The sequence below is a fragment of the Novosphingobium sediminis genome, assembly GCF_007991615.1.
Lineage (GTDB): Bacteria > Pseudomonadota > Alphaproteobacteria > Sphingomonadales > Sphingomonadaceae > Novosphingobium > Novosphingobium sediminis.
This window is the reverse complement of record NZ_BJYR01000001.1, coordinates 194,684-218,815: the sequence shown is the minus strand read 5'-3', so window position 1 is coordinate 218,815 and position 24,132 is coordinate 194,684. Positions and strand designations below refer to the sequence as shown.

At 64.9% G+C, this 24,132-nt stretch carries 23 protein-coding genes; 12 read left to right on the top strand and 11 right to left on the bottom strand.

What is annotated here, in order from left to right; all coding sequences use genetic code 11:
* Positions 1-80: 80 nt before the first annotated feature.
* From NSE01_RS00970 to NSE01_RS00950, 5 genes are all read right to left on the bottom strand, one after another.
* Positions 81-1,013, bottom strand: coding sequence for a helix-turn-helix domain-containing protein (locus NSE01_RS00970; RefSeq protein WP_147157743.1), 933 nt, complete (start codon positions 1,011-1,013; stop codon positions 81-83).
* Between the two features lie 25 nt (positions 1,014-1,038).
* Positions 1,039-2,271 (bottom strand): MFS transporter, encoded by a 1,233-nt coding sequence (locus tag NSE01_RS00965; protein WP_246134968.1) that lies wholly within the window; start codon positions 2,269-2,271, stop codon positions 1,039-1,041.
* On the bottom strand, positions 2,268-2,816 hold the full coding sequence (locus NSE01_RS00960; RefSeq protein WP_147157741.1) for a VOC family protein: 549 nt from the start codon (positions 2,814-2,816) through the stop codon (positions 2,268-2,270). The genes NSE01_RS00965 and NSE01_RS00960 overlap by 4 nt, the downstream gene beginning before the upstream one ends.
* A 58-nt stretch (positions 2,817-2,874) precedes the next feature.
* Entirely contained in the window at positions 2,875-3,888 is a 1,014-nt protein-coding gene (locus tag NSE01_RS00955) for a zinc-dependent alcohol dehydrogenase family protein (RefSeq protein ID WP_147157740.1), read from the bottom strand.
* A gap of 120 nt (positions 3,889-4,008) precedes the next feature.
* Positions 4,009-4,836, bottom strand: a complete 828-nt coding sequence (locus NSE01_RS00950) for an IclR family transcriptional regulator domain-containing protein (protein ID WP_147157739.1) — start codon at positions 4,834-4,836, stop codon at positions 4,009-4,011.
* Between the two features lie 143 nt (positions 4,837-4,979).
* Between NSE01_RS00950 and NSE01_RS00945 the strand changes: the two genes are divergently transcribed.
* From NSE01_RS00945 to NSE01_RS00925, 5 genes are read left to right on the top strand one after another with little or no spacing between them, the layout of a single operon-like run.
* Positions 4,980-6,206 carry a Tm-1-like ATP-binding domain-containing protein gene (locus NSE01_RS00945; RefSeq protein ID WP_147157738.1) on the top strand — a complete coding sequence of 409 codons (1,227 nt, stop codon included), beginning with the start codon at positions 4,980-4,982 and terminating at the stop codon, positions 6,204-6,206.
* On the top strand, positions 6,203-6,652 hold the full coding sequence (locus NSE01_RS00940; RefSeq protein WP_147157737.1) for an acetyl-CoA carboxylase biotin carboxyl carrier protein: 450 nt from the start codon (positions 6,203-6,205) through the stop codon (positions 6,650-6,652). Before NSE01_RS00945 ends, NSE01_RS00940 begins: the two co-directional genes overlap by 4 nt.
* 4 nt (positions 6,653-6,656) lie before the next feature.
* On the top strand, positions 6,657-7,991 hold the full coding sequence (locus NSE01_RS00935; protein ID WP_147157736.1) for an acetyl-CoA carboxylase biotin carboxylase subunit: 1,335 nt from the start codon (positions 6,657-6,659) through the stop codon (positions 7,989-7,991).
* Positions 7,988-9,460 carry a biotin carboxyl carrier protein gene (locus NSE01_RS00930; protein WP_147157735.1) on the top strand — a complete coding sequence of 491 codons (1,473 nt, stop codon included), beginning with the start codon at positions 7,988-7,990 and terminating at the stop codon, positions 9,458-9,460. Before NSE01_RS00935 ends, NSE01_RS00930 begins: the two co-directional genes overlap by 4 nt.
* Positions 9,457-10,299, top strand: a complete 843-nt coding sequence (locus NSE01_RS00925; RefSeq protein ID WP_147157734.1) for an HAD-IIA family hydrolase — start codon at positions 9,457-9,459, stop codon at positions 10,297-10,299. The genes NSE01_RS00930 and NSE01_RS00925 overlap by 4 nt, the downstream gene beginning before the upstream one ends.
* Here the strand turns inward: NSE01_RS00925 and NSE01_RS00920 are convergent.
* Together NSE01_RS00920 and NSE01_RS00915 are read right to left on the bottom strand one after the other, a co-directional pair.
* Entirely contained in the window at positions 10,296-10,565 is a 270-nt protein-coding gene (locus NSE01_RS00920) for an HNH endonuclease (RefSeq protein WP_246134967.1), read from the bottom strand. The two genes, NSE01_RS00925 and NSE01_RS00920, sit on opposite strands and share 4 nt — an antisense overlap.
* 2 nt (positions 10,566-10,567) lie before the next feature.
* A complete protein-coding gene (locus tag NSE01_RS00915) occupies positions 10,568-11,470 on the bottom strand; it encodes a DMT family transporter (RefSeq protein ID WP_147157733.1) in 903 nt (300 codons plus the stop codon).
* Positions 11,471-11,653: 183 nt separating this feature from the next.
* On the opposite strand from NSE01_RS00915, the gene NSE01_RS00910 reads away from it, so the two are divergent.
* The 6 genes from NSE01_RS00910 (at position 11,654) to NSE01_RS00885 (ending at position 19,406) form a co-directional block, all read left to right on the top strand.
* Complete coding sequence (locus NSE01_RS00910) at positions 11,654-12,709, top strand: glycosyltransferase family 2 protein (protein ID WP_147157732.1); 1,056 nt, start codon at positions 11,654-11,656, stop codon at positions 12,707-12,709.
* Positions 12,702-13,412 carry a class I SAM-dependent methyltransferase gene (locus tag NSE01_RS00905; protein ID WP_246134966.1) on the top strand — a complete coding sequence of 237 codons (711 nt, stop codon included), beginning with the start codon at positions 12,702-12,704 and terminating at the stop codon, positions 13,410-13,412. Before NSE01_RS00910 ends, NSE01_RS00905 begins: the two co-directional genes overlap by 8 nt.
* Before the next feature lie 110 nt (positions 13,413-13,522).
* Positions 13,523-15,046, top strand: a complete 1,524-nt coding sequence (locus NSE01_RS00900) for a hypothetical protein (protein ID WP_147157731.1) — start codon at positions 13,523-13,525, stop codon at positions 15,044-15,046.
* Between the two features lie 154 nt (positions 15,047-15,200).
* Positions 15,201-16,718, top strand: coding sequence for a TadA family conjugal transfer-associated ATPase (locus tag NSE01_RS00895; protein WP_174811974.1), 1,518 nt, complete (start codon positions 15,201-15,203; stop codon positions 16,716-16,718).
* 57 nt (positions 16,719-16,775) lie between these two features.
* Complete coding sequence (locus NSE01_RS00890; RefSeq protein WP_246134965.1) at positions 16,776-17,678, top strand: DMT family transporter; 903 nt, start codon at positions 16,776-16,778, stop codon at positions 17,676-17,678.
* Positions 17,679-17,756: 78 nt separating this feature from the next.
* Positions 17,757-19,406 (top strand): FAD-binding protein, encoded by a 1,650-nt coding sequence (locus NSE01_RS00885; protein WP_147157729.1) that lies wholly within the window; start codon positions 17,757-17,759, stop codon positions 19,404-19,406.
* Here NSE01_RS00885 and NSE01_RS00880 read toward each other — a convergent pair whose 3' ends face one another.
* Positions 19,407-20,963 carry a long-chain-fatty-acid--CoA ligase gene (locus tag NSE01_RS00880; RefSeq protein ID WP_147157728.1) on the bottom strand — a complete coding sequence of 519 codons (1,557 nt, stop codon included), beginning with the start codon at positions 20,961-20,963 and terminating at the stop codon, positions 19,407-19,409.
* Positions 20,964-21,091: 128 nt separating this feature from the next.
* Here NSE01_RS00880 and NSE01_RS00875 point away from each other — a divergent pair, with 128 nt between their 5' ends.
* Entirely contained in the window at positions 21,092-21,232 is a 141-nt protein-coding gene (locus NSE01_RS00875; protein WP_147157727.1) for an Entericidin EcnA/B family protein, read from the top strand.
* Between the two features lie 3 nt (positions 21,233-21,235).
* Here the strand turns inward: NSE01_RS00875 and NSE01_RS00870 are convergent, their stop codons facing one another.
* Genes NSE01_RS00870 through NSE01_RS00860 form a run of 3 tightly spaced genes read right to left on the bottom strand, consistent with a single transcriptional unit; the run spans position 21,236 to position 24,130 of the window.
* Positions 21,236-22,402 (bottom strand): deoxyguanosinetriphosphate triphosphohydrolase, encoded by a 1,167-nt coding sequence (locus NSE01_RS00870; RefSeq protein WP_147157726.1) that lies wholly within the window; start codon positions 22,400-22,402, stop codon positions 21,236-21,238.
* Between the two features lie 55 nt (positions 22,403-22,457).
* On the bottom strand, positions 22,458-22,790 hold the full coding sequence (locus NSE01_RS00865; protein ID WP_147157725.1) for a hypothetical protein: 333 nt from the start codon (positions 22,788-22,790) through the stop codon (positions 22,458-22,460).
* Complete coding sequence (locus NSE01_RS00860; RefSeq protein ID WP_170233705.1) at positions 22,787-24,130, bottom strand: APC family permease; 1,344 nt, start codon at positions 24,128-24,130, stop codon at positions 22,787-22,789. The genes NSE01_RS00865 and NSE01_RS00860 overlap by 4 nt, the downstream gene beginning before the upstream one ends.
* Between the last annotated feature and the right edge of the window lie 2 nt (positions 24,131-24,132).

Here is a 24,132-nt window from a genome sequence, read left to right as displayed (position 1 = left end):
GCATTCGTATGCTTACGCCGCTTCGGACCGACCGGCTTGCACTGGAGCGCAAGGCGATCAGGACTAAAGCGCAATTCGACCTATTTGCGCCGCCATTCACGTGGTGAAACGCCAAAGCGCTGGCGGAAAGCCCGCGCGAAGTAGGCGCTATCGTTGAAGCCCAGATCAAAGGCGACTTCGGTTATGCTTGCGCCCGGCGCTGCGGCAAGGCGCTCGGCAGCCCGGGCGAGGCGGCGCTCGAGGATGTAGGCGCTCGGCGTGGTGCCCATGCCGGCAAACAGGTTCTGGATCGTCCGCACCGACGCGCCGCAAGCCGAAGCAAGGCTGAGCGTGCGCAGGGCCGGATCGGCCAGTTGCGCCTCGACAATCCCGAGCACGCGGCGGTGCAGCGCACTATCTGCGGCAGGCGCTGCGGCATCAGGACGGGTCGCACCGCGCATGGCGAGCGCGACGAGGTCATAGAACACCTGGCTCACCCCATCCTGCCAGTCGGGATCGGCAAAGCCTTGCTGGCTCTGTCGCCACAGCGACAAGAGAAAATCGTGGAACACCCGCGCACCCGGCGTTTCCCCGCTCATGCGCTGGCGCAGAGCATCATCGATCCCGGGAAAACGCTCCGCCAGCGGCGCACGGGGGAATTCGACCACCAGCAGTTCGTGTGCGGCAAGGTCGATCGCGTAGGCCTCATGCGGGGAGGCGATCACGAAGTCTCCGGCGCCGAGCAAGGTCTCGGTTCCGCTCTGGCGGTGGCTGCTGGAGCCGCGGCACTGGAGGTGCAGGATCAGCCGCTCGTCCGCAGTATAGCGCGGATCGCGGCCGACGAACGATGCCGTCGAACGCGGGCGGATCATGGCAAGATCGCCGACCTGCCAGGTCCACATCTCACCGCTGAAATCACCGCTTCTGCTCTTGACGTACGTGCCGCTGTAGACGCGGTCGACCAGCTCGTTCCAGAACGCGAGCCGTTCGGGCGGGGCAATTCCTTCGGTGGCGAATTTCTGCACTGCTGTCATGGCGGGGGCGTCCTTTGCAGCGAGGTCAGGCGGGAACGGGAGCGCGGCGGGCGACGACGCGCGGGGCGGATTCGACAAGGCCAAGCGCGCAGATCCCGGCAAGGATGCACAGCGCGAGCATCAGCCAGAGCGCGGCAGACAGGCCGTAGACATCGGCAAGCGCGCCGGCGAGGAAGGGGCTGAGCACCCCGCCCAGAACTTCGCCGGTGCCCATCACGACACCGGTCAGTGTCGCGGTCAGGCGCGGGTCGACGGACTCGGACGGGATCGTCGCCATGAACATCGGGAACAGCCCGTTGAGCCCCCATCCGAAGAAGAAGATCGCCGCCAGCACCCACGCCGAACCGGTGTAGTAGAGCCCGCCCAGCGGCAGGATCACGCCAAGAAACGCAAACCCGATCATCACCGGGCGGCGGCCAATGGCATCCGAAATCGCGGGAACAACGAAGCTGCCCAGCCCCGCAGAGAGGCCGAGCGTCGCCATCAGCCAGCCCATCGTCTCGGGCGCGAAACCGCGCACCTTGGTGAGGTAGAGCGGCATGAACGCCCAGCACACCACGAGGTACGAAACGAGCAGCACCGAAATGATCGCGCAGAGCACGACGTTGCGGTGGCGAAACGCTTCCGAGAGCGGCACCTTGGGCTGCGCATCATCGTGGGTTTCGGCGGGCGGTTCGCGCAAGGTGAACCAGATCAGGATCGCGGTGATGAGGCCCGGCGCGGCGGCCAGATAGAAGCCCTCACGCCATCCATAAGTGGCAGCAACCGGCACCAGCAGCAGCGGCGCAAGGCCCGAACCAAGCAGGTTCGAACCAAGGTTCTGCGCCACGCCCATCGCAAGACCGCGCCGCTCGGGCGCGACTTCGCTGACGATCATCGAATGGCTGACCGGCATCACGCCGCCTTCCGCCGCGCCCATCAGCAGGCGCGCACCGAGCAGCATGAAGAACGATGAGGCAAGACCCGATGCGAACGAGCACAAGCAGAACGCAATCGTCGCGACGACGACCACCGGTTTCTTCGAACCGAGCTTGTCCGAAATCCGCCCAACCGCAAGACCCGAGAGCGCCCAGGTCAACGACAGTGCCGAGCTGAACATGCCAACCTGCGTGTTCGACAAGTGCAGATCGGGCTGCACATAGGGCATCAGGAAGTTGAGCGCATTGCGATCGAAAAACAGGATGCCAAAGTTGAGGCTCAGCAGCCCGACAACCCAGGCCTGATAGCCACCACTCGCGCGTTGCTGCGCGCCGCTCACAGGAACGGCCTCACGGGATCGGTCCTGCCATCCCAGTCCTGCGCCGCTTGCCATTGCGCGGTGAAAAACATGTTCATGCCCTCGGTTGCCGGGATCAGCTCGAGGAAACCCGGCCCCGCAGGATCGATGTTGTCCAGATATGCGACCGAGCCACCGGTCGGCACCGGCGCGCGGAAAGCCAATGCGTGGCCGCGATCGAGATAATCGGGCAGCGCAGCGTCGACGTCCTCGAACGCGATGCCGAAATGGTGGAAGCCGTAGCCGCGCTGCTCGATCACTTCACGATAAACGGACGGATGATCATCCAGCGGCTGGATGAGTTCGATCTGCATGTGCCCGGCAAAGCCCATCGCAATGGCGACATCGGCCTCGGAAGGCGCACCGCGATAGATCTGCCCTTCGCCCAGAAAATGATCGAGCAGGTAGAACGGCCCTGCCCCGAGGTCGCGCTGGAAATGAGAGATCGCGGCGCGGATGTCGGCAACGACGAACGCAGTCTGCACCACGCCCCCGATGCGTTGTCCAAAGCCCAGTGCCTGCGCCATTGCCTCTCGATCCCCTTCCTTCATGCCCGCCGCTGTTTTTCGGTCAGGCGCTTGCTCGCTAGAGCGTAATCACGACCTTGCCGAACAAGGCGCTCGATGACTGGTAACGGTAGGCATCGATGGCCTGCTCAATGCCGAACGTGCGGTCGATCACCGGCTTGATGCCGTGCGTGTCGATGAAGCTGTGGAGCCGGCTCGCCATCCCGCGCGAACCGACGAAAATGCCGCGGATCGAGCCGCCCTTGAACATCAGGCCATGCGGATTGGTATTGCCCTCGCGCGTCAGCACGCCGATCAGCGCGATCTCGCCGTTAAAACCGACCGCCGCGATACTCTGCGCCAGCGTCCCCGCGCCGCCGACCTCGACGACATGATCGACGCCGCCGCCAGCCAGCTTCGCCGCTGCCGCACCCCATTCGGGTACTTCACGATAGTTGATCGCCTCGTCCGCACCGAGCAGCTTCACACGGGCCAGTTTCTCATCCGATGAACTGGTTGCGATCACCTTGGCACCCGCCGCCTTCGCAATCTGCAGGGCCAGCAGCGAAACGCCGCCGGTGCCAAGCACGAGCACGCTTTCTCCTGCACGGACCGGATGCGGCCCTTCCATCAGCGCATTCCATGCGGTGACACCGGCGCAAGGAAGACAGGCCGCTTCCTCGAACGAGAGGCTTTGCGCCAGCGGCACGACACCGTGTTCGGGCAGGACGACCAGATCCTGCAACATGCCGGTTGCCGGCGGGGCACCAAGCGCAGGGCCAGCAGCCGGATTGGGCGGTCCATCGAGCCAGTTCTGGAAGAACGTTCCGGCGACGCGGTCGCCCGGCTTCACCGAGGTGACACCCGCACCAACCGCGACAACTTCGCCCGCGCCATCGGAAAGCGGCACGGTATCCATCGCCACGGTGCCGCCCATGTAGAGCCCTTGCGGGATGATCTGGTCACGGAAGTTGAGCGAGCAAGCGCGCACCCGCACCAGCACTTCGCCAGGGCCCGCCTGCGGTTCGGGCGCATCGCGCAAGGTCATGTCGTCCAGCGACGACGCGCCTGCCCGGATCACCCACTGCCGCATGCCTCAACCCTCCCATTTTGTGATGTGCGATAGTCGCACAGGAAGGCGCTGATTTAATCAGTAACACAAACAGATTTCACATGGTGCAATAGTCAGCCGAAGCTTTGCGCAAGCACCTGATCAGACAGCATTTCCTGCAAGCGGAGCGCCCACCGATTGAGTGGCAACTGCCCGGCCGATCGCCTGCGCGGTCTGATGCAGCGCCTCAAGGTGGCGATGCATCACCGCCTCGTCGGTGCCCCGCTTGGCAGGCCAGGTGAGATTGATCGTCGCGATCGGGGCACCGTTCGCCATGATGGCAACCGCCATCGAACGCCGCCCATCCCGCAGCACAAGCTGCTTCGAACGGTCTGGCCAGGGGTGCAGCGGTTCGCGCAGCGCATAGCCCCGATCGCGGGTCTCGGCGAGAATGGTGCGCAGGTCGTCCTCGCTCCCGGGCGCCGCATCCTTCGGGCGCAGCCGCGCGATGATCGCCTCGCGCTCCTGCTCATCGCAAGCCGCCAGATAGGCGCGGCCCGTGGCGGTATGGATGTAGGAAAGCTTGACGCCAACGGGTCCGAGAATGGCCGAATCGAGCCGGAACAGCGGGCTGTTCGTCTCCAGAATCTCCATGTGATCGAGCCGCGGAACACCCAGCACCGAAGGCCACGCCACTTTGGTCGAAAGCGCCTTCATGTAGGGCGAGGCGATCTCGGCAATATGCTCCACGGCGCTGCCAGTGCCGCGCGCGGCGGGCCCGAGATGCGGCAGATAGGCCCCATCCGCAAGGCGCTGCCAGATGAGTCCCTTGCGCCCCAAAGTGAGCAGCATGCGCAGCAAAGTCGCCTTTGGCAGCTGGAGCGCCTGATGCAGTTCATGCAGGCTCACCGCGCGGCGGGCCTGCACCTCGATCAGCACATCGAGCCCGCGTTCCAGCGCGCGTACGGTCTTTACCTTGCGTTCCAGCATCGTCTCTTCCCGGTGCTTCTTTCGCTTACCGCGCCAACCGGCCCGTCAGCGTGTTTCACCTTATGCAACGCGCCCATTGCATACCGTGGTGCAAAGTCAACCGCGATGTCGCACTCTTGGGACAGGGAGAGCGAGGGACAACCATGGCCGACACGAGCAAACCAAGCGTCATGCTCATCGTGACGCAGGACACCAAGGAAGAAGAAGCGCGCTTTGTCCGCGCGGTGCTGGAAGCGGCCGGGGTGCGCGTCGTCCACCTCGATCCCAGCGTGCGGCGCACCGTCGGCGGGGCGGAGATTTCGCCCGAAGACGTTGCGGCGGCAGCGGGCATGACCATCGAGGAAGTCCGCGCGCTCGGCCACGAAGGCAAGTGCCAGGACGCGATGATCCGCGGCTCGATCGCAGCTGCCCATGCGTGGAACGCGAAGGATCCGATCTCCGGCATCCTTGCGGTTGGCGGCTCGATGGGCTCGGCGCTCGCCGGTGCGCTCATGCAGAGCTTCCCCTACGGCCTGCCGCGCATGATCGTCTCGACGATGGCTTCGGGTTTCACCAAGCCCTACATGGGCGTGCAGGACATCGCGATGATGAACGCGGTGACTGATATTTCCGGCCTCAATTCGATCAGCCGCGACGTGTTCCGCAACGCCGCAAACGCGGTCGCAGGCATGGCCAAGGGCTATGATCCGAAGGCCGCAGCGGAAAAGCCGCTCGTCCTCATCACCACGCTCGGCACCACCGAAGCGAGCGTCAAGCGCATCCGTGAGGCGCTGGAAAGCGATGGCTGCGAGGTCATGGTGTTCCACTCATCGGGCGCCGGCGGACCTACGCTGGACGGCCTCGCGGCGGGCAAGGATGTCGCGCTCGTGCTCGATCTCTCGCAAACCGAGATCATCGACCACATCTTCGGCGGCCTAGCCGATACCGGCCCGGACCGGGGGCGCGCCGCGCTCCTCAAGGGCATTCCGACCATTCTCGCGCCCGGCAACGCGGATTTCATCATCGGCGGGCCGATCGATGCGGCGCGCGCGCAGTTCCCCGGCCGCCGCTATCACGAGCACAACCCGCAGTTGACCGCCGTGCGGACCAACATCGACGATCTCAAGAAGCTGGCCGACCACCTCGCGGCCAATGTGCGCGATGCCAAGGGGCCGGTGCGCGTGTTCACCCCGCTCCACGGCTTTTCCAATCACGATAGCCCTGCCGGGCACCTCATGGATCCAAGCGTACCGCCGCCATTTGCCGCGTACCTGCGAGAGGTCATGCCCGCTGAAGTTCCCGTGACTGCGGTTGACGCGCACTTCAACGACACCGCGTTCTCCGACGCAATCATCGCCGCCTCGCGCGAACTTCTGGCAGGCCGTACATGAACGACGATCTCCCCCTTACCGCCGAAGACATCGCCGAAATCGCGGCGATCATCGAGGCATCGCCCTACCGAGAACTGGACCTCTCTACCCGCCGCTTTCGCCTGCGCCTGGCGCGCGGCGATGGCGCGGAAACGAGCCTGACGCAGGAATGGCAATGGGCCGGGAGCGCGCCCGAGGCCGCCATTGCAGCCGATGCCGAGCATAGCGCCGATCCCGATGCCGTGGCAGCGCCGCTACCCGGCACGTTCTATCACGCCCCGCAACCCGGTGCGCCGCCGTTCGTGGCGGTCGGCGATGCAGTCGGCCCAGAAACGGTCGTCGGCATTGTCGAGACGATGAAGCTGATGAACCCGGTGCACGCCGGGCGCGCAGGCACCGTCGCCGGAATCCTTGTCCCCAACGCGACGATGGTCGCCAAGGGCGAACCGCTGATCAGGCTGAGCTGAGCCGATGATCCGCCGATTGTTCATAGCCAACCGCGGCGAGATCGCCCTGCGCGTGATCCGCACGGCGAAAGCCATGGGGATCACCACGGTGCTCGGTGTCTCCAGCGCCGATGCCGCCTCGCTACCCGCCTTGATGGCAAACGAGACCGTGCTTCTCGGCCCCGGCCCCTCCTCGCAGAGCTACCTAGCGATCGAACAGGTCGTCGCCGCGATGGTCGGCGCAAACTGCGATGCGGTGCATCCCGGCTACGGCTTCCTCTCCGAGAACGCCACTTTCGCAAAAGCGGTTGCAGAGGTGGGCATTCGTTTCGTTGGCCCTGACATCAGGACGCTCGAAGGAATGGGCGACAAGCTCGCCGCCCGCGCTCTCGCGGTCGAAGCAGGCCTCCCCGTCCTTCCCGGCGGTGAAGCAGCAACGCGCGAGGCGGTCCATGTCCGTGCGGGCCAGACCGGCTACCCGCTCCTGCTCAAGGCTGTCTCCGGCGGCGGCGGCAAGGGCATGCGCCGCGTCGACCGCGCCGAAGACCTCGATGCCGCGCTTGATATGGCGCAGGCCGAAGCACAGGCCGCGTTCGGCAACAGCGCGGTCTATGTCGAGCGCTTCGTCGCCAAGGGCCGCCACGTCGAGGTGCAACTGCTCGGTGATGGCACCCGCGCCATCCACCTTGGCACACGCGATTGCTCGATCCAGCGCCGCTTTCAGAAGCTGGTCGAGGAGGCTCCCGCCCCCGCCATGCCAGCAGAAGCGCGTGCCGGTATCGAGGACGCTGCGGTCCGCCTCGCGCAGCATATCGGCTATTGCGGCGCCGGGACTGCCGAGTTCCTCGTCGATGCGACCGACTTCTCGTTCTACTTTCTCGAGCTCAACGCGCGCATTCAGGTCGAGCATCCGGTTACCGAGGCGATCACCGGCGTCGATCTCGTCGAGCAGCAATTGCTGGTGGCATCCGGCAAGCCCTTGACGTTGACGCAGGCGATGGTGCGCCCGTTCGGCCACGCCATCGAAGTGCGCATCAACGCCGAAGACCCCGAAGCCGATTTCCGCCCCGCCCCCGGCCGCATTGCGCGCGCGGCATGGCCTGCCGGCCCCGGCATTCGCGTTGATACCCACATCGCGGCAGGCGGCGAGGTTCCGCCATTCTACGATTCCCTGCTCGGCAAGCTCATCGTCCATGCGCCGACCCGTGAGGAAGCGGTCGCGCGGCTCAAGGCGGCGCTGGCCAGCATTCGCATCGAAGGCGTGCCGACCACTGCCGGGCTCCACGCGCGCATCGCCGCCGATCCGCGCTTTGCGATTGGCGGCGTCGACACTGGTTTCCTGACAGGATTAGCCCAATGACCACCCTGAAGCTGGTCGACGTGACCATGCGCGATGGCAACCAGAGCCTGTGGGGCGCCACCGGGCTCAACACAGCGCACATGCTGCAGGCCGCCGCGCTGACCGAGGCTTGCGGCTTCCGCGCCATCGACTTCACCTCGTCGAGCCACATGGCCGTGGCCGTCCGCTACTTCCAGAACAACCCGTGGGAACGCCTGCGCCGCATGTCGTCCGCGATGCCGACGACGCCACTGCAATTCATCACCACCGGCCTGCGCTTCATCGCTTGGCAGCAGGCGGATCCTGAATTCATGCGCCTCGTCTACCGCGCGCTGCAGGTAAACGGCGTCGGCCGTTTCGTGCTGCTCGATCCGATGCATGAAGTGCCCGCCGTGATCGAAGCGGCGCGGCTGGTGAAGGAAGAAGGCAGCGCCGAGGTGATGTGCGCGCTCACCTTCACGCTCTCGGAATTCCACACCGACCAGTTCTACGCCGATTTCGCCCGAGCTGTCGGCCAGAGCCCGGATATAGACCTGTTCTATATCAAGGACCCTTCGGGCCTGCTTTCGCTTGACCGCGTGCGGACGCTGGTGCCCGCCGTGAAGGCCGCCATTGGCAATCGCCCGCTTGAAATCCACGCCCACACGACGATCGGGCAAGGCATGCTCTCCAGTCTCGAAGCCGCGAAACTCGGCATTTCCGCGATCCATGTCGGCATCGGTGCGGCAGGTGACGGCTCGTCGCTCCCCGAAGCGAACCGGATGCTGGCCAATCTCGATGAGGCGGGCCACACTGTCGATATCGATCGAGCCGCGTTGGCTAAGCTGACGTCCTATTGGAACCGTACCGCGCTTGCCGAAAACCTGCCGTTCGGGCAGCCGCAGAACTTCGACGCGAGCTTCCTCCGCCACCAGATCGCAGGCGGCGTGATGACAACCACCGCGCGCCAGCTCGCCGAACTCGGCCTTGCGGACCGCCTTCCCGCCGTGATCGCCGAAACCGAACAAGTCCGCGCCGAACTCGGCTATCCGATCATGGTCACGCCGTTCCCGCAGATGGTCATGAGCCAAGCGCTGTTCAACGTGATCGGCGAACGCCGCTATGCGCAAGTTTCCGATCAGGTGATCCGCTACTGCCTCGGCAAGTTCGGCAAGCCGACGTCCCCGATCGACAAGGCCGTACTCGCAGCGATTATGGACCGGCCCCGTGCGCGCGAACTGGAAAACGAGCCGACCTTCCCCGCGCTCAGTGATCTACGCAAACAGTTCGGCCATGCCATGCCCGATGAGGAGTTCCTCCTGCGCGCGGTAATACCGCCCGAACAGGTCGATGCGATGCTGGCCGCCGGCCCCTCGCGCGCCACCTACACCCCCGAGGCTGCACCGGTGATTGCGCTGCTGAAGAAGCTCGCATCCAAGCCCACCGCGCGCGACCTCATCATCGAACGCGGCTCGTTCCGCCTTGCCCTTCATGCCGGAGCCAGTCTGTGACGATTTCCCCTGAACACGCCGCGCGGCTCAAGGACGCCGCGGGTTTCATCTTCGATATGGACGGCACGATTGCCCTCGGCGATGCGCAGAGCGGGGGCCACAATGCCCTGCCCCACGCCGTCGCGCTGCTCGAAGCCCTGAAGGCACGCGGCACGCCCTTCGTGGTATTCACCAATGGCACCGCCAAGCCGCCAGCGGCCTATGCCGCATCGCTGCGCAAGGCCGGGTTCCCGGTGGAAGACGCGCAGATGCTGACGCCTTCTTCGTCCACGGCTGACTGGCTGAAGCGCACCGGCATCGGCAAGGTCCGCGTGCTGGGCAACCCCGGCTGCCGCGCGCCGCTCGATGATGCCGGCCTAGATGTAGTGGGGCCGTCCGACGAGGCCGATGGCGTTGAAGCCGTTTACACCGGCTGGTTCCGCGAGTTTGATTTTCCCGCGCTCGAAGCCGCCTGCGATTCGCTGTGGAAGGGCGCCAAGCTCCTTACCGCAAGCAATGTTCCGTTCTTCGCCACCGCCAATGGGCGCGCCATCGGCGCGAGCTACCCGATTAACGCGATGCTGACGGCGATGACCGGAAAGCGCCCGCGCATCCTCGGCAAGCCCTCGCGCGTCGCCTTCGATACCGCGCGTCTGCTGATGAACCTCCCGCGCAGCGCGGCGAAGCAGATGGTCGTCGTTGGCGACGATCCCGCGCTTGAAATGCGCATGGCCAATGCCGTGGGTGCGCTCTCTGTCGGCATGGCGACGGGGATCATGGCCAAGGGCACCGAACTTCCCGAGCGCGACCGGGCGGCGGTGCTGCTCGACAGTCTGCAGCCGCTGCTGGACCTGCTTTAACGCTTCCTCGCTGTCGGAGCGTGGAAATCTGGCGGCTTGCCGGACACCCAGGCGACGAATTTGGCGACCACCGGATCGGCCCGCAGGGCCACAACATCGGCGCCGATCCGCGCCAGTTCGCCATTGCTGAACTGCGCATGGAGCGTGCGGTGGCAGATCGGATGCACCGCGACCGTCTCGCGCCCGCCCCGGCTCTTGGGCACGGGATGGTGCCATTCCACCTTGCGCCCGAGCGGCCGTTCGCAGAGCCAGCAGTGTTCCGCCACGGCTATTCCGTGCCTTGCGGTTCGTCTTTCATCTGGCCCGCACGCCACAAATAAAGCCCGGCGCTGATAATGATGCCCGCGCCGAGCAGCGCAGTCGCATCGGGCTGTTCGTGAAACAGCAGCCAGCCATAAAAGCCCGCCATGATGAGCTGGAAGTAGGTCATCGGGGCCACGGTGGCGGCGCCGATCCGCGAGGTGGCAAAATAAATCAGCGCGTGCGCGGTGCTGCCCGTAACCGCGATTATCGCGCTCTTGGCGACAACGCTCCACGGCGGCGGGCCGACATGGAGCATGGCAATCCCGCTGAAATGGCCGATGAGCGTGAACAGAACGAGGAAAAGCGTGGCAAAGATCGCCACGTTGACCTGCATGGAAAGCGCCGAGCCGCGGCCTAGCACCGCCCGGTTGCCAATGATGAGCAGCGCCATGCCAACAGCCGCGAACAGGGGGAGCATGGCCGCCGGTCCGATCACGGCAAAGTTGGGCCGCAGCACGATCAGCACGCCGGCAAAGGCCACCAGGCTGGCAATCCAGGTCTCGCGTCGCATCGGTTCGCCGATCAGCGCGGCAGCGAGCAGCGCCGTCACCATCGGGCTGGTGAAGGAGATCGCAGTTGCCTCCGCAATCGGCATGATCTGCACGGCAGTGAAGAAGGTGGTGGCCGAAAACGCAACGCCGAACCCGCGCACCGCATGCCAGCCCATCCGCTCCATGCGGAAACCGCCCCAGCCTTCACGCCAATAGAGCAAGGCGCTTAGGCCCAATGTGCCGATGACATAGCGCAGCGCTGCAATCGCCGGTCCGGGCCAGAGCCCCGTCATCGACTTGACCAGCGTATCGCCGGTCGAAAGGAATGCGAAACCGCCAAGGGCGAGCAGCAGTCCGTCTCTCGTCTGGTTGCGCAATCGCCCCTCCCCGTTCCAGCCTCTTTGCGGGAAGCGGCCTTACGCGCAACCCTCGATACTGGTCATGTTCCACAATCAGTGGCATGGCGACGCGACAGCCTTGCATCAAAGGCTCGTTGAGGCTTCTTTACGGCTTGTTTACCAAGCTTTGCGTACCATTCGCGCATTGCAGGAGGTAGTTTGATGGTGGAACAGCACGGACGCGATGCCGCAGCCGCGCTGCACGGATCAGCGCACTCCCCTGCGCAGGCCCCCGCGCTTTCCGTCGTCGTGCCCTGCTACAACGAAGCCGAGGGGCTGCAGGAACTGCACCGCCGGCTGATCGCCGCGATCGAACCCCATTTTGCGCATGATTTCGAGATTGTGCTCGTCAACGATGGCTCCCGCGATGCGACCTGGGCGGGCATGGTTGCGCTGTCCGATGCCGATCCGCGCGTCCTTTGCGTCAACCTTGCGCGCAATCACGGGCACCAGTTGGCACTGACTGCGGGCCTCGCGCAGGCGGCTGGAGAGCTGATCTTCGTGCTCGACGCCGATCTGCAGGATCCCCCCGAACTGATCGGCCCGATGCTCGAACTCATCCGCGCCGGCCACGATGTCGTCTATGGCCAGCGGCGCAAGCGTGACGGCGAGACCGCGTTCAAGCGTGCGACCGCCTCTGCCTTCTACCGCCTGCTCGACCGGCTGGTCGATGTCGATATCCCGCGCGATACGGGCGATTTCCGCCTGATGACCCGCCGTGTGCTCAATGTGCTGCAGGCCATGCCGGAGCGCTACCGGTTCGTGCGCGGCATGGTGAGCTGGGTCGGGTTCCGGCAGGTTGCCCTCCCCTATGATCGCGACGCGCGCTTTGCGGGCGAGACCAAGTATCCGCTCCACAAGATGATTTCCTTCGCGATCGACGCGATAACCAGCTTCTCGGTTGCGCCCCTGCGCATCGCATCATGGATGGGGGTCTGCGCCGGGATCGGAGCGATGCTCATGCTGGCCTATGTTCTGGGCGCGTGGGTCAGCGGCCATGCGATCAGCGGCTGGACTTCGACGCTGGCGATCATCCTCGTCCTGGGCTCCACCCAGCTGATGATCCTCGGCATCATGGGCGAATATCTTGGCCGCATGTATATGGAAGCCAAGCGCCGACCGCTCTACATCATCGACGAGGTGCACGGCGTTCGCGGTGCGCGCGGCAGTGCCGTCCACCAGCTCCACGATACCATCAAGGAACGCGTTCATGGGTGAGACCATGCCGGTGCACGCCCCGGCCGAGTTCGACAAGGTCGCGCAGGACTACCGCGCCCAGCATGCCCAATCGACCGGCGTATCGGAAGCGGAGCTGGACTATTTCGCCAGCTACAAGATCGAGCACGTCAAGCAGCTGTGGCAGGCCCGCGGGCGCTCGCCGCGCATGATCATGGATTTCGGCGCCGGGATCGGCAACGCGCTGGCGCCGATGCACGAAGCGTTTCCCGATGCGGAAATCATCGCGCTCGACGTTTCGCGCGCCAGCCTCGATCTCGTTGATACGCAGGCGATCCCGAATGTGCGCACGCTCGCATATGACGGGCTCAAGGTTCCCCTGCCCGATGCCAGCCTCGACTGCGTGTTCATCGCCTGCGTGTTCCACCACATCCCGGCCGAGCATCACATCGCCATCCTGGCAGAGCTGCGCCGCGTCCTGCGGCCCGATGGCGTCATCGTGCTGTTCGAACACAACCCGCTCAATCCGCTGACCCGCCTTGCCGTAGCCCGCTGCGAGTTCGACCGCGATGCAGTGCTGATCGGCGCGGGTGAAATGCGGCGGCGCATGGTGGCAGCCGGCTTCGTCCGTACGCGCCGCACGTTCTGCCTGTTCTTTCCGCCCGCGCTCAAGGTGTTAAGCCCGCTCGAGCGTTTCCTCGGCTGGCTGCCGCTGGGCGCACAATACCACCTTGTCGAAAGCTGAGCTGAACCTGCCGTGATCTTGCGCAAGGTGGATGCGCGTTAACCATACCTTGAGGGCTCGTGCGTATCCCTGAGAGGATGCTGAACCCACCCTTCCCCGCAAGCGATGCGATGGCGCCCGTTCACCGGGCCCGGTCGCACAGTGTTCTGCTGGAAAGCCGCAGCCTTGCGCTTGGCATCATCGGCTTCCTGCTGCTCGATCAGGTGCTGCTGCTCGCCATGCTAGGGCTTTCACCGCTCGCCATGGGCGCCGCGGCGACCCTTTCGGCAGCGCTTTGCGCTGCGCTGTGGCGGCTGCGGGGATGGACCGGTGAAGCCGCCGTGCAGCCACGCACGTTCGGTCTGCTGTTCGCTGGCGCGCTCGTCCTGTTCATCCTCGGCGGTGAAGGGCGCTTCGTTTATGCGAACACCGATTGGCAGGTGCGCTATGCGGTGCTCAACGATCTCGTCAATCATCCGTGGCCTTGGGCCTACCAGACCGATGCCGGGCCGACGATGCTGCGCTGCCCGGTCGGTATCTACCTTGTGCCGGCGCTCGTCGGAAAGATCGCCGGCTCCTACGCCGCGCAGCTGGCCTTGCTGGTGCAGGATGCCGCGCTGCTGACGGCGGTGGTGGCGCTTGCCGCGCCGCTGTTTGCCGGCGTGGTGCGCCCCTGGCTGACCCTCCTGCTTGTGCTCGGCTTCAGCGGCCTCGATCTCATCGGGCAGCTGATCTACGGCGGCAGCGCGCTCGTCCACCTCGAGCAATGGGATCTGATGCAGTACACCGCCGTGGTGACGCTGGCCTACTGGGTTCCGCAGCACGCGCTTGCCGGATGGATCGGTGCAGCGTTCTACCTCAGCTGGCGAGCAGGCAAGATGCCGCTGGCGGTTATGCTGAGCCTCGTTCCCGCGCTGGCACTGATGTCGCCGCTGGGCGGTCTCGGCATCGTGCCGTTCGTGATCGCAGCCGGGCTTGGCGAACTTTTTGCTCGCCGGATCAGGCCCGCCGACATCTTCCTGCCCGCCGTTTCTGTCGCGCTTGCCCTGCCCTCGCTGCTCTATCTGGCGAGCGGGCTCGGCGGTGTTCCCAGCGGCACCTCGCACTATCCCGTGCAGGCCTATGTCCTGTTCTACTTGTTCGAGGTCGTGCCGTTCCTGTGCGTCCTCTATCTCTCGCGCGGATCGTGGAACCTTGACCGGGTCACTTTGCTCATCAGCGTCGTCATGCTGCTGGTTCTGCCGTTTGGCCGAGTTGGCGAGAAGATCGACTTCATGATGCGGGTCTCGATCCCGTCCCTCGCCTTCATCGCGATCGCCATGGCCGGCGTGCTGCGTTCGGCCCCGGACGCGCAGGACCAGAACGGGCAGGCCGCCCGCCGGATCGCAATCTGCGTCTTCCTGATCGGGCTGGTCGTGCCAATCGGCGAAACCGCCCGCGCCATCCTGCTGCCGCGCGCGCCAGAAGTGCACTGCGGCTACTACGGCGTCGTGCCCGGCGGCTATTCCACCTACATCGCGCCTTATGACCGGATGATCGGCGCGATTCGCCCCGCCCACCCGGCTATTGTGCCGATCCGGGAACCCGCCAAGTGCTGGGATGTCCCATGGCCGGACGCCGCAAAGCCCGGCTTTCCGGAGTATGTGCTGGTATGACGGGCGCTCTCGCCCCCCTCCTGCCGCACCGTCTGTGCGAAATCGGGATCTGTTTAGGAAATCCTGAAGGTTTCGGCGGTATTCACCACGCATCGGAAGATCGTGCTGACCATTGTCGGTGCAAGTCATCCGTTACGAGAACAGGGAAATCTGCATGAGCGCATTTGGCCGCAAGTCCGGAGTCAGCGGGGGAAGCACTGCAATGCGTCCGTCGTTCGGCGTGGCGCGTCCGATGAAGGCGGGCGAAGGTTCGGCTGCACCGGTTCCGGTGCCGATGGGCGGTGAGCAATTCCCGCCGCTCCCGAACATGGATGTTGCTGACACCGGTGCGAAGGACAAGTCGGACGCGATGACGCGTCTGGCCGACCGCATCAACGGGGTCAACGAAGGCAACTATCAGGCAGAAGGCTTCGAAGCCTCGGTCCACAAGATCAAGGAACAGGTGCTTCCGCGCCTGCTCGAACGCGTCGATCCCGAAGCGGCGGCCACGCTGACCAAGGAAGAACTGTCCGAGGAATTCCGCCCGATCATCATGGAAGTGCTGGCCGAGCTCAAGGTCACGCTCAACCGGCGCGAACAGTTCGCGCTCGAAAAGGTGCTGATCGACGAGCTGCTCGGCTTCGGCCCGCTTGAGGAACTGCTCAACGACCCCGAAATCACCGATATCATGGTCAACGGTCCCGAGCAGACCTACATCGAAAAGAAGGGCCGGCTGGTCATCGCGCCGATCCGGTTCCGCGATGAAAGCCACCTGTTCCAGATCGCCCAGCGCATCGTGAACCAGGTCGGCCGCCGCGTCGACCAGACCACGCCGCTGGCCGACGCCCGCCTCAAGGATGGCAGCCGCGTCAACGTGATCGTGCCGCCGCTCAGCTTGCGCGGCACCGCGATCTCGATTCGTAAGTTTTCCGAGAAGCCGATCACGCTCGACATGCTGCGCGATTTCGGTTCGATGTCAGACAAGATGGCAACTGCGCTCAAGATCGCAGGCGCCTGCCGCATGAACATCGTCATCTCGGGCGGTACCGGTTCGGGTAAGACGACCATGCTCAACGCCCTGTCGAAGATGATCGACCCGGGCGAACGCGTGCTGACCATCGAAGACGCGGCCGAACTTCGCCTGCAGCAGCCGCACTGGCTGCCGCTCGAAACCCGCCCGCCGAACCTTGAAGGCCAGGGCGCCATCACCATCGGCGACCTTGTGAAGAACGCCCTGCGTATGCGTCCTGACCGCATCATCCTGGGCGAAATTCGCGGCGCGGAGTGCTTCGACCTGCTCGCAGCCATGAACACCGGCCACGATGGTTCGATGTGTACGCTCCACGCCAACAGCCCGCGCGAATGCCTTGGCCGTATGGAAAACATGATCCTGATGGGCGACATCAAGATCCCGAAGGAAGCCATCAGCCGCCAGATCGCAGAATCGGTCGATCTCATCGTGCAGGTGAAGCGCCTTCGCGACGGTTCGCGCCGCACCACCAACATCACCGAGGTGATCGGGATGGAAGGCGATGTGATCGTGACGCAGGAACTGTTCAAGTTCGAGTATCTCGACGAGAACGAGGACGGCAAGATCATCGGTGAATTCCGACCCTCGGGCCTGCGCCCCTACACCCTCGAAAAGGCGCGCCAGTTCGGCTTCGATCAGGCTTACCTCGAAGCCTGTCTCTGAGGCTTGCCGCTGATCTAAAGGCTTGATCGGTATCCCCCCTGCCTTATGGCGGGGGGCATGCCGACTGCACAAAGACCGATCTATGCGCTGGGCCTGCGCCTTGTCGCGATGCTTGCGCTATCGGTCATGCTGCTCCTGGTGAAGCTCACCGGCGAACATGGCATCACGCTTCCCGAAACACTGTTCTGGCGGCAACTCCTTCCCGGCCTTGCGCTCCTCGGCTGGCTCGCCGCTCGTGGCCAGCTTGGCCGCGTCCGCACGAAGCGGCCGTGGATCCATGCCCGCCGCGCGCTGATCGGCGGGCTCGGCATGTTCCTCACGCTCGGCGTGGTGCAGATCCTGCCTCTGGCGGAGGCAACCGTGCTCGGCTTCACCGCGCCGATATTCGCCGTGCTGCTGGCCGTCGTCCTGCTCGGCGAAAAGGTCGGCGCATGGCGCTGGACGGCCGTGCTGCTCGGGCTCATCGGCATCATGATCATCGCGGGGCCGGACCGCGCGCATCTTCCCCTGAATGGCCTTGCCACCGGCATCGGCGCCGCCTTCATGGTCGCGCTCATCTCGATCCAGTTGCGTGATCTCGGCCGCACCGAGGAACCGGTCAGCATCGTGTTCTGGTTCTCGGCCTTCTGCGCGCCGCCGCTTGCTCTCTTCATGTTGTGGACAGGCCTGCCCCACCACGACCTTGCCGGCTGGGCCATGCTCGGCGGCATCGGCGCGACGGGCCTTGCCGCGCAACTGCTGATGACCGCTGCGCTGCGCTATGGCAGCGTCTCCAGCGTTATCGTGATGGACTACTCGCAGTTCGGCTGGGCTACGCTGTGGGGCTGGCTCGTGTTCGCCCACGTGCCACCGGCGCAGACGTGGATCGGCGCTCCCGCCATCATTGCGGCGGGCCTTATCATCGCCTGGCGCGAACAGGTGCGCGGCAGCGCCGCGGGTTCGCGATCACCTGCCGCCTGAGCAGACCTCCCACTAACGTCAGCTAGGCGAGACCTGCCCGAAAGGGCATGCCGCCCGGTGAGTGGAGAGGAAAACAAAATGAATTCAGGCGCGGTGGACGACTTCAATCTTGTTGTCGTGGGCAGCGGTGCGGCTGGCCTTGTGGCGGCGATCACGGCTTCGCGGCTCGGCCTGCGTCCGCTGATCATCGAGAAGGCTGACGTCTGGGGCGGCACCACCGCGACTTCGGGCGGCGTGCTGTGGGTGCCGAACAATCCGGTGATGGAGGCCGATGGCTCGCTGGAAGATCCCGTCACAGTGCGTACCTATGTTGAAGGTCTGCTCGGCGAGGCGGGCGAACGAGACCGGGCCAAAGCGCACGCCTTTCTCGAAACCGCGCCGGCGATGGCGCGCATGCTGGCAGACGAGGGCATGCGCTGGATCCGCAGCCGCACCCACCCCGACTATTACCCGCATGTCGAAGGCAATGGCATTGGCCGCACGCTCGAATCTGCCGAATTCGACGGGACGGTGCTAGGCGAACGCTTCCTCACCATGCGCAACGCCGGTCTCGACATACCGGCCCTCAGCAGCGATCAGTTCGGCACGGTCGCACTCGCCAAATCGCGGGTGGGCCCGCTGGTGGAAACGACCGTGACCGTGGGCAAATACAAGCTCAAGCGGATGCTGGGCAGGAAGCCGCTGGGCAATGGCCGCGCGCTAGTGGCCGCGCTGATGAAGATCGCGATGGACCGCGGCATCCAACTGCGTCTCTCGACCGCGATGGTGAGCCTAGTCGAGGACCGAGGCGCGGTGACCGGCGTGGTGGTCGAAGGCCCGAATGGCCGCGCAACGCTGCAAGCACCGGCTGGCGTGGTGCTGACCGCAGGCGGCTTCTCGCGCAACTCCGCTCTGCGCAAGCAATTGCAGGGCCGCGAGAGGGTTTGGCCCAATGCCATCCCCGAAGACGAAGGTGATGCGCTCAACGCAGGCCTCACGGTCGGCGCGGCTCACGAACGGACCGACGATAGTTGGTGGATGCCCTCGATCGAGATCGACGAGCGCACCAATGCCCTTGCCCTCGGCCTGCGCGCGCTGCCCGGCAGCATCGTCGTCAATGCCGAGGGACAGCGCTACATGAACGAGGCCGCGTCCTACATGACCACCGGCCGCGTGATGTTCGAGCACGGCGCGGCGACAAGCCGGCACTGGCTTATCATGGATGGCAAGTTCCTGAAGAAATACGTTTTTGCTGAACTCTCTTCATCGCGCGTACGCGAGAAGATGCTGAAGATCGGCACCCTCCGGCAAGCCGCAACCATCCCCGCCCTCGCGCAGCAATGCGGTCTTCCGCCCACCGCTCTCGATGCCACCGTCGCGCGCTTCAACGTATTCGCCAAGGCTGGCCGCGATGAAGACTTCGGCCGGGGCAACACTGCCTATGATCGCCACTGGGCCGATCCGGCGCACAAGCCCAACGCCAGCCTCGGCGCGATCGAGAACGGGCCATTCTGGGCCGCGCTGATCCGCCCCGGCGATCTCGGCACCAACGGCGGCCTTAAGACCGATCAGCATGCGCGCGTGCTGGACACATCGGACAAGCCGATCACCGGGCTCTATGCGGCAGGCAATTCAGCCAGTTCGCCGTTCGGGCGCGCCTATCCCGGTGCCGGCGCGACAATCGCGGCGGCGGCCACTTTCGGCCACCTTGCCGCGATCCACGCTGCAAAACGCTACAGCAATGCCTGACTAGTTGACCTGCCGGTCCATGCCTTCCCAGTAAGGTTCGCGCAGGTTTCGGCGCAGGATCTTGCCCGAGGGATTGCGCGGCAGCGCCGGGATCACGTCGACCGACTTGGGCACCTTGAACCCGGCGATACGCTCACGCGCCCACGCGATGACGCTCGCCTCGTCCACTTCGCAGCCCTCGCGCGGGACGACACAGGCCTTCACCGCCTCACCCCAGCGGGCATCGGGCACGCCAATCACCGCAACTTCTGCCACCTGCGGATGGCCATAGATCGCGCTTTCGACTTCCGCCGGGTAGACGTTCTCGCCGCCCGAGATGATCATGTCCTTGATGCGGTCCTGGATGAAGACATAGCCGTCCTCGTCCATGTAGGCGGCGTCCCCGGTGCAGACCCAGCCATCGCTGGTGAGCGTCTTTGCAGTCGCCTCAGGCAGTTGCCAGTAGTGCAGCATGTTGGCCGCCGAGCGTGTCTGGATCTCGCCCACAGTGTGACGGGGCACTTCATTGCCGGCGCTGTCGACGATGCGGATCTCGACCCCCGGCGATGCCTTGCCCGCCGATCGCATGCGCGAATTGCCATCAAGATCATGGTCAGACGGCGGCAGCACCGCGATCGTACCGGTCGTCTCGGTCATGCCGTAGCACTGCATGAACGAGGCGTTGGGGATCGTCGTCACCGCCTGCCGCAGCAGTTCGAGCGGGATCGGCGCGGCACCGTACATCACGTACTTCAACTTGGTGAAATCGGTCTCGGTCGCCTTGGGATGCTGGATCAGCATCTGCAGCGCGGCGGGCACAATGAAGAAGCGGGTGATCCCCTGCCCGATCGCGTCCAGCGCGCCGTCTGCGGTGAATTCGGCTTGCACGATCGCTCGCACGCCTGCGCAGAACGCCATCGTGCCAAGCCCGGTGCCACCGATATGTGCGCAAGGCATGCAGACGAGAATCGCCTCGTCGTCCTCCCACTCCGCCCACGGCAGCCCGGCATCGAGGGCAGGCGCGCGCAGGCCCATGAAATTGCGCTGGCACAGCACCGCGCCCTTGGGCCTTCCGGTCGTGCCCGAGGTGTAGAGTTGGAGGAATGCTGCCTCCGGCTCTGCTGCGGTGATCGGATCCGCAGGACAGTCCGGGATTGCCGCGCGTGCCTGTGCTTCCTCGATAACCTGCGGCCGCTGCGGCACTTCGGCAGCCAATTGATGCGAGACCGCTTCGAACCCGTCCCCTGCAAAGAGCAACTTCGTCCGGGTATCCTCAAGGATGTACGCCATCTCAGCCGGAGCAAGCCGCCATCCAATCGGCACCATCACGACACCGATCCGCCCACACGTGAGCAGCATCTGGAAATAGAGATCGCAGTTCTTGCCGATCCAAGCGACCCGGTCGCCCTTCACCACGCCGTGCGTGGCAAGAAAGGCAGCAAAGCGGCGCGAGAAAACCTCGACTTGCGCATATGTCGTTATGCGGCCGTCCTGCTCGTGCGACACTGCATCGGGCCGCTCCTCCGCCCAGTGCCGAAAGAACGCATCGAACGTCTCGAAACCTGCCGTCTCGCGCATATGGCCATCCCTTTCCCGGCGCCGCTCGTTTCGGGCCTGCTCAGTCAGCGTTCACCTAGCCGGTGGCAGGGACGCATCAACCGCGGCAGACCCCGCGACTTAACCACGCGATTAAAGGGACAAGAACCATGGTACGCAAGGTGATTTTTTCCATCGCGCTCACCGGCATGGTGCTGGGCATCACCGGCTGCAAGACCGTGAAAGGGATCGGCGGCGATATCCAGTCGGTCGGACAGGCCGGGTCGGACGTGATCCACGGCCGCAAGTGACGATCAGACGTTGCTGAGGCTTTCGGGGCGCTCGCCAAATAGCCGCGCGTAGCAATCCATGGCGTACTTGTCGGTCATTCCGGCCATGAAATCCGCGATGTGACGGCTCCGCGCCGGCTCCTCCGCTGGAAGACTTGCGCGCCAGCTTTCGGGGAGGTTTTCCGGCTCGGCCCGGTATGCGGCAAACAGCCGCGCGATCACGCCGCGCGCACGGCTCGCAACTTTCTCCTGAGCCTCGTGCAGATAGAGCGTCTTGTACATGAAGGACTTCAGCGTCCGCTCTTCAGCGGCCATAGCGGGCGAAAAGCCGGCGAGCGTTCGTCCGGCCGCGCGCACTTCGTTAACGCTCTGCGCACCGCTTTCCTTGATCCGCCGCTGCGCTTCGCCGATCACATCATTGACCATGCGCCCGATCTGTCCGCGCACGAGTTCGCGCAGCAGCCGGTCACGCGGGGCGCCGGGAAAGCGAGCCTCGATATCGCGCCATTGCGCTTCGAGCGAAGGCAGCGACAGCAGCGTATCGAGTGTCAGGAAGCCCGCCCGCAGGCCGTCGTCGATGTCGTGGTTGTCATAGGCGATGTCGTCTGAGATCGCCGCGACTTGCGCTTCCAATGAGGCATGCTGCGCGAGATCGAGCGGGAACGCGGCGTCGAGTTCGGCCAGCGCCCAAGTCGGCTGGTAAACCGGACCGTTGTGCTTCGCGAGGCCCTCGAGCAACTCCCACGAGAGGTTGAGCCCTTCGTGACGCGGATAGGGGCTTTCGAGCCGCATCAGAACGCGCAGCGTGTTGGCGTTGTGATCGAAGCCGCCATGGTCCGCCATCGCTTCTTCCAGCGCGTCCTCTCCGGCATGGCCGAACGGCGGATGACCGATATCGTGCGCAAGGCAAAGCGCTTCGGTCAGATCCTCATCGAGCCCCAGCGCACGCGCGATCACCCGGCCGATCTGCGCGACTTCGAGGCTGTGCGTCAGCCGGACGCGGTAATGATCGCCATCAGGAGCGATGAACACCTGCGTCTTGTGGCGCAAACGGCGGAAGGCGATCGAATGGATGATGCGGTCGCGGTCGCGCTGGAACACGCTGCGCGGCCCGCGCGCGGTTTCACCGGCCAGCGTGAACTCCCGCCCGCGCGAGCGATCGGGATCGCAGGCCCATGGTGCGCGTTCCATCACGACTTGACCTGCATATTTGGCAACAACCTCACGCGAAAGCGGTAGGGCGGCCCTAGCCCGGCTTGCGTTCCGGCGCCAGACCGCTGGCGCAGAGCAGCGCCGAACCGACCGTGACCTCGATCAGCTCGCGATCGCCCACGCGCCGAACGGTCATCACGTAATCCGCAATAGAGCGCTTGGGCGACTGAAGCGCCTGCAGCTTGCGCAACTGGCCGAGCGTCAGGCGGTCTGTCATCCGTTCAGCCATGCACGCAGCGTTAGGCTGTGACAGCCCGGCATCCATCAGCGCGGAACGGACGCGGCCTTCCGCGAGCTTGGCCGGTGTGCAGGCGGCAAGGACGATAGTGAGGGCGGCAAGCGTGGCGGCGCCGGCGCGGACAGTCATTCAAGATCGCTCCCGTTAAGCCGGACCGGGCCGCGCCCTGTCCGGATGGACCACTCATGCCAGACAAACGCGGCCACAAACACCGCAAGCAGCAGCGCCATGGAAACCCGCGCGGTCTCGGCATCGGCCCAGTTCGCCGCAACGATCGAGAAGCTGAGAGCAAGCGCCATGATCGGCACCACCGGATGGAGCCGAATGCGGAAATGCTCGCTCAACACCCCCGCCCTGCGTCCGGCGATCACGGCGAGGCCGAGCAGCAGGTATTCGGAAAAATTGCCGCTGGTGAGGAGGACGAGGCGGCGCTCACCAAGGAATGTGCACATGCCGCCAACCACCAGCAGCACCGCCAGCGCCCCGGTCGGCGCGCGCGTACGCGGGCTCACGATCCGTAGCACCCGGTTGACCGGAGCGGGAAATACGCCGTCGCGCCCTAGTGCATGGAGCTGCCGGGAAAGCGCCATCATCACCGCAATCGCACCGTTGAAGATTGCCGCAATGATGCCGAGCGAAACGAGCGAAGTTACGAGCGGACCAGTCGTTTCCTCCATGAAATGCGCCATGGGCGCCTCGGAGGAAAGTGTGGCACCGACATCGCTCATCGCGAGAATCATGAGCACTACCGGCACCGAAATGACCACGGCCGCGATGAGGCCCGTCCAGGCAACGACCGGCCCCATGCGGCGCTTGGCATCGAGCATGTCCTCCGCAAAGAAGGTCGCCCAGTCCGCTCCGGCCGTCATCGAGGCCCCGGCAATGACCGCGAGAGCAATACTCGCCGCCGGGGTTGCCGCAAGGCCAGCGCCGACGGCCGCAGCGACCGGATGCAACACGAGCCCAATGTTTGCCGCGCGAAAATGCGTTAGCGCCGCATAGGAGAGCACTGACAGCGCAATGACTTCGATAACGAGGAAAGCGGCAATCACTTTCGCGCCGCGCTTGATCTGCGCCGCGGCGATCAGGCAGGCGAGCGCAAGCGTGGCGAGAGCAGCCACATCTTGCGGCATCCATGGCAGGAATAGGCGGATATAAGGACCGGTCCCGGTGGCGAAGAAGGCCAGCAGCGGGAACAGGATCACCGTACGCAGGATGACGAAGGGAAAGGTCCAGCGCGGGCCGAGGATCGTGTTCAGCGCGGGGTAGACACCGCCTGCGCCGGGATAACTTGCTGAAAGTTCGGCAAACAGAAGCGCCATTGCCGAAGCGAGCACACCGCCGCCGATGAACCCGATCGCGGCCCCCGTCCCCGCCATGTGCAGGATGGCGTTGCCGCCAATGAACACGGAAAGGACCGGGGAAAGCGCCGAGATCGTCAGGAGGAAGACTTCGCCGGGTGAGAGCACCC

What these genes read in the sequence shown, in the direction of transcription:
- NSE01_RS00970 (WP_147157743.1), bottom strand. Translation starts at nt 1,013, where the DNA reads ATGACAGCAGTGCAGAAATTCGCCACCGAAGGAATTGCCCCGCCCGAA.
- NSE01_RS00960 (WP_147157741.1), bottom strand. Translation starts at nt 2,816, where the DNA reads ATGGCGCAGGCACTGGGCTTTGGACAACGCATCGGGGGCGTGGTGCAG.
- NSE01_RS00955 (WP_147157740.1), bottom strand. Translation starts at nt 3,888, where the DNA reads ATGCGGCAGTGGGTGATCCGGGCAGGCGCGTCGTCGCTGGACGACATG.
- NSE01_RS00950 (WP_147157739.1), bottom strand. Translation starts at nt 4,836, where the DNA reads ATGCTGGAACGCAAGGTAAAGACCGTACGCGCGCTGGAACGCGGGCTC.
- NSE01_RS00945 (WP_147157738.1), top strand. Translation starts at nt 4,980, where the DNA reads ATGGCCGACACGAGCAAACCAAGCGTCATGCTCATCGTGACGCAGGAC.
- NSE01_RS00940 (WP_147157737.1), top strand. Translation starts at nt 6,203, where the DNA reads ATGAACGACGATCTCCCCCTTACCGCCGAAGACATCGCCGAAATCGCG.
- NSE01_RS00935 (WP_147157736.1), top strand. Translation starts at nt 6,657, where the DNA reads ATGATCCGCCGATTGTTCATAGCCAACCGCGGCGAGATCGCCCTGCGC.
- NSE01_RS00930 (WP_147157735.1), top strand. Translation starts at nt 7,988, where the DNA reads ATGACCACCCTGAAGCTGGTCGACGTGACCATGCGCGATGGCAACCAG.
- NSE01_RS00910 (WP_147157732.1), top strand. Translation starts at nt 11,654, where the DNA reads ATGGTGGAACAGCACGGACGCGATGCCGCAGCCGCGCTGCACGGATCA.
- NSE01_RS00905 (WP_246134966.1), top strand. Translation starts at nt 12,702, where the DNA reads ATGGGTGAGACCATGCCGGTGCACGCCCCGGCCGAGTTCGACAAGGTC.
- NSE01_RS00900 (WP_147157731.1), top strand. Translation starts at nt 13,523, where the DNA reads ATGGCGCCCGTTCACCGGGCCCGGTCGCACAGTGTTCTGCTGGAAAGC.
- NSE01_RS00895 (WP_174811974.1), top strand. Translation starts at nt 15,201, where the DNA reads ATGAGCGCATTTGGCCGCAAGTCCGGAGTCAGCGGGGGAAGCACTGCA.
- NSE01_RS00890 (WP_246134965.1), top strand. Translation starts at nt 16,776, where the DNA reads ATGCCGACTGCACAAAGACCGATCTATGCGCTGGGCCTGCGCCTTGTC.
- NSE01_RS00885 (WP_147157729.1), top strand. Translation starts at nt 17,757, where the DNA reads ATGAATTCAGGCGCGGTGGACGACTTCAATCTTGTTGTCGTGGGCAGC.
- NSE01_RS00880 (WP_147157728.1), bottom strand. Translation starts at nt 20,963, where the DNA reads ATGCGCGAGACGGCAGGTTTCGAGACGTTCGATGCGTTCTTTCGGCAC.
- NSE01_RS00875 (WP_147157727.1), top strand. Translation starts at nt 21,092, where the DNA reads ATGGTACGCAAGGTGATTTTTTCCATCGCGCTCACCGGCATGGTGCTG.
- NSE01_RS00870 (WP_147157726.1), bottom strand. Translation starts at nt 22,402, where the DNA reads ATGGAACGCGCACCATGGGCCTGCGATCCCGATCGCTCGCGCGGGCGG.
- NSE01_RS00865 (WP_147157725.1), bottom strand. Translation starts at nt 22,790, where the DNA reads ATGACTGTCCGCGCCGGCGCCGCCACGCTTGCCGCCCTCACTATCGTC.